Origin of the sequence: Cellulomonas algicola, from assembly GCF_003851725.1 — a bacterium.
Lineage (GTDB): Bacteria > Actinomycetota > Actinomycetes > Actinomycetales > Cellulomonadaceae > Cellulomonas > Cellulomonas algicola.
In genome coordinates this window covers 1-3,644 of the sequence record NZ_BHYL01000356.1, presented here as the reverse complement: position 1 = coordinate 3,644, position 3,644 = coordinate 1, and the positions used below count along the sequence as shown (strand labels likewise).

The following is a 3,644-nucleotide window of genomic DNA, read 5'->3' as shown; positions in this document are numbered from 1 at the left end:
CGCGAACGCCGCGGCGGCGTCGCGGAGCACCGCGGGCGTCACGTCCGCGGCGGGCCCGAGCCCGACGAGCACGAGCGACGGCTCGTCGCCGGGCCGGGGGAGCGCGAGCGTCGCGCCGGGCGTCGCGCGGAACCCCCACGCGGCGAGCGCGTCGCGGTCCAGGCCGACGCCGGGTGGGAGGTCGCCGTCGCTGGTCACGCCGACGCCGACGGTCCGGGCGGCCGCGTCAGGCGGTACGACCTCGACGCGCAGCGCGCGCACGAGCGGGAGGGACGGGACCGGGTCGAACGCCATGGTGGTCTCCTTCGCGGGTGGTGCTCCTGCAGTGCCCCTGCGCGCCCGTCAGCCGGTCGGCCAGACGAGCGGGATCAGGCCTACGGCGACGACGAACCACGCTGCCGTCGTCGCGAGCCCGAGCTTCCAGTAGTCGCCGAACCGGTACCCCGCCGGGTTCATCACGATCATGTTGGCGGGCGTCGCGATCGGGGTGAGGAACGAGGCCGCCCCGGCCACCGCGACGAGCATGAGCACGGGCGCGAGCGCGACCCCGGACTCCTGCGCGGCGGCGACGGCGATCGGCACGACGATGAGGACGGTCGCGGTGTTGCTCACGACCTGCCCGAGCACGAGCGTGAGGACGAACAGCGCGGTGAGCAGCAGGCGCGCGTCCCCGCCCGCGACGAGGTCGACCAGGTACCCCGCGACGAGGTCCGCCGCACCGCTCGTGCTGATCGCCGTGGACAGCGGGATGAGGCCGCCGACCAGCACGACCGTCTGCCACGACACCGCCCGGTACGCCTGCGCGGGCCGCACGACGCGCAGCAGCACCATCCCGACGGCCCCGACGAGCCCGGCGACCGCGGGCGGCACCAGGCCGCTGGCCAGCAGCCCGACCGTGACGGCGAGGACCGCGACGGCCCGCCACGCGGTCGCCCCGAGCGGGACCGAGCGGCGCACGAGGTCGGGGTCGTCGACGACGAGCACGTCGTCGGACCCGGACAGCGCCTCGACCGCCGGCCACGTCCCGTGCACGAGCAGCATGTCACCCTCGGCGAGCTCGGTCGCACGCGCGCCGCGGGGCAGCCCGAGCCGCCGGACGGACAGCACCGAGACGTCCGCGAACCGCAGGCCGGGGAAGACCCGCCGCCCGACGAGCGCGGACCGCGGCGGTACGACGAGCTCCGCGACGCCGACCTCACGGCCGAGCAGCGCCTCGCGCGTGTGCCGGGTCAGCGGGGTCGCGACGACGTCGAGGTCGTGCGCGGCGACGAGCGGCGCGACCGCGTCGCTGGGTCCGCTCACCACGAGCACGTCGTCCGCGGCGATGACCTCCTCGACACCGCCCGGGCGCCCGTCCGGGTGCTGCACACCGAGCACCACGACGTCGTCGGGCGCCGCCACGTCGCCGAGCGCGGCCCCGACCAGGTCCGACGACGCCCGCACGCGCGCCCGGAAGAACCCCCGTTCGAGCCGGTAGTGCTCGACGAGCGTGCCCAGGTGGTCGGAGAAGTCCGCGGGCACCACGTCGGGCTGGCGCTCGGGCAGCAGCCGCGGTCCCAGCGTCACCGCGACCGCGACGGTCACGGCGACGAGCGGCGCGCCGACCAGGGCGAACTCGAAGAACCCGAACCGCTCGCCCGTCGCGTCGGCCAGGGCGTCGGACACGATCACGTTGACCGTGCTGCCCGACAGCACCAGCAGCGCACCGGCGCTCGCGGCGAAGGCCAGCGGCATGAGCAGCTGGGCGGGAGCCTGCCGGGACCGCCGGGCGGCGAGGACGACGACCGGCAGCAGCGCCGCGGCCGCGCCGTTCGGCGTGACGAACGCGGCCATGAGCGCCGACAGCAGCATGACCGCGACGAGGAGCGGACCGCGTCGCGTCCCTGCGCTGTTGACCAGCAGCTGCCCGGCCCACGCCGTGACGCCTGACGACTCGAGCCCCTCGCTCAGCACGAACAGCGTCGCGATGAAGATCACGACGGGGTCGCCGAACCCGGCGACAGCGGCCGTCGCGTCGACCAGGCCGGTGGCCCAGAGCGTGAGGGCGGCGAGGATCGCGACGACGCCGACGGACAGCCGGTTCCACACGAACAGGCCGACGACGCCGCCGAGCACCAGCAGGCTCACCGCCGCGTCCGACACGCCGCCTCCTGACGGTCCGGGTGTGTTCGCCACCCTAGGCGGGATCGCCCGTTTCCTCCCGGTGGGCGCGGCCCGACGGGCCTACGATCGCGGCATGCGCCCGACGCGGCTCGTCCTCGTGGCCCTGGTGTGCGCCTCCGTGCTCGTCGCGTGCGCGGAGGCCGACGTCGAGCCGCGGTCGGCCGGGGAGGACGTCGTCGGGTCGTGGGGTGCGTCGTCGACGGAGGGCGAGGCGTACCTCGAGCTCGCGGAGGACGGCACCGCGTCCGGCTCCGACGGGTGCAACCGCATGACGGGCGAGTGGTCGCGCAGCGAGGAGGGTGTCGCGTTCTCGGCGTGGGCGACGACGCGCATGGCGTGCCCGGCCGTCGACCCGTGGCTGTCGCTCGCGGTGACGGCGCTGCTCGAGGACGACCACCTGGTGTTCGTCGACAAGGACGCGACCCAGCTCGGGACGCTGACGCGCACCGGCACCGCATGACGTCGCCCGGTGACGGCACCGCGGGAGCCGGTGACGACGGCACGGCGGTCGCGGGCGACGAACGCACCGCGGATGCGCGCGACGAGGGACGGGTCGGGGTGGTCGTCGTCGCGGGTGCCCGTCGGCGTCGGTGGGTGCGGGCCGTCGTGTGGCTGGTCGTCGGCGCGTGCGCGTGGGTCGCGGTGACGCGGCTCGTCGGGGCGGTCGACCGGGCGGCGGTCGCCGACGCGTTCGCGGGCCCCCCGTGCTCGTCGTCGTGCCGCTCGTGCTCGCGCTGCTGCTGCGGCAGGCGCTCAACGCGGTGCCCCTGACCTCCTACGTGCCGGGCCTGGGGCTCCGCCGGTCGATGCAGAACGACCTGACGGCGAACGTGGTCGCGACGTTCACCCCGCCGCCCGCGGACATCGTGGTGCGCGTCGCGATGTTCCGGTCGTGGGGCGTCGACCCGACCGCGGGGATGGCGGGCGTCACGCTCACACCGCGAAGTTCTACGCGGTGCGGTTCCTCGCGCCGACGCTGGGCCTTCTGCTCCTCGTGTGGGGCGGGGTCGAGCGTCGGCAGTGGGTCGTGGCCGTGCTGTGCGGGCTCGTCGCGGGCGCGATGCTCACGGGCCTCGTGCTGCTCCTGCGCGGCGACCACCTCGCGGCCTGGCTCGGTCGGGCGGCGGCGCGAGTGGTCGGGGCGGTGCGGCGGGGCTCGACGGTCGACGCCGACGCGTGGGCGGCGGCGATGGTCGACGTGCGTGCGCGGTCGTCGGCGAGCCTGCGGCGCGGCCTGCTGCCGTCGATGGTGGCGCTCGTGGGCATGGTGCTCGCGGACGGGCTCGTGCTGCTCGTCGCGCTGCGGGCGAGCGGGGTGACGGGCCTGTCGGTCGTCGACGTGCTCGGGCCGTTCCTGCTGGTGTACCCGCTCACCCTGTTCCCGCTGTTCGGGCTGGGGCTGCTCGACGCGCTGCTGGTCGGGGCCTGGACGACGGCCGTGGGCGTCGAGCAGGAGGCGGCGATCGTCGCGGCGACGATCG

General features: G+C 75.9%; 4 protein-coding genes. 2 read left to right on the top strand and 2 right to left on the bottom strand.

The features are described from left to right. Window positions 1-294, bottom strand: a 294-nt coding sequence (locus tag CTKZ_RS18975) for a macro domain-containing protein (RefSeq protein WP_503825977.1), incomplete at its 3' end; no start/stop codon positions are given. A 48-nt stretch (window positions 295-342) separates the two neighbouring features. Further along, window positions 343-2,142: an SLC13 family permease gene (locus CTKZ_RS18970; RefSeq protein WP_124344383.1), complete on the bottom strand. Its 1,800-nt coding sequence runs from the start codon at window positions 2,140-2,142 to the stop codon at window positions 343-345. Window positions 2,143-2,236: 94 nt separating this feature from the next. On the opposite strand from CTKZ_RS18970, the gene CTKZ_RS18965 reads away from it, so the two are divergent. Continuing rightward, window positions 2,237-2,623 (top strand): META domain-containing protein, encoded by a 387-nt coding sequence (locus CTKZ_RS18965; RefSeq protein WP_124344382.1) that lies wholly within the window; start codon window positions 2,237-2,239, stop codon window positions 2,621-2,623. Between the two features lie 432 nt (window positions 2,624-3,055). After that, window positions 3,056-3,644 (top strand): hypothetical protein (locus tag CTKZ_RS18960; protein ID WP_200829827.1); only part of this gene is annotated, 589 nt, incomplete at its 3' end.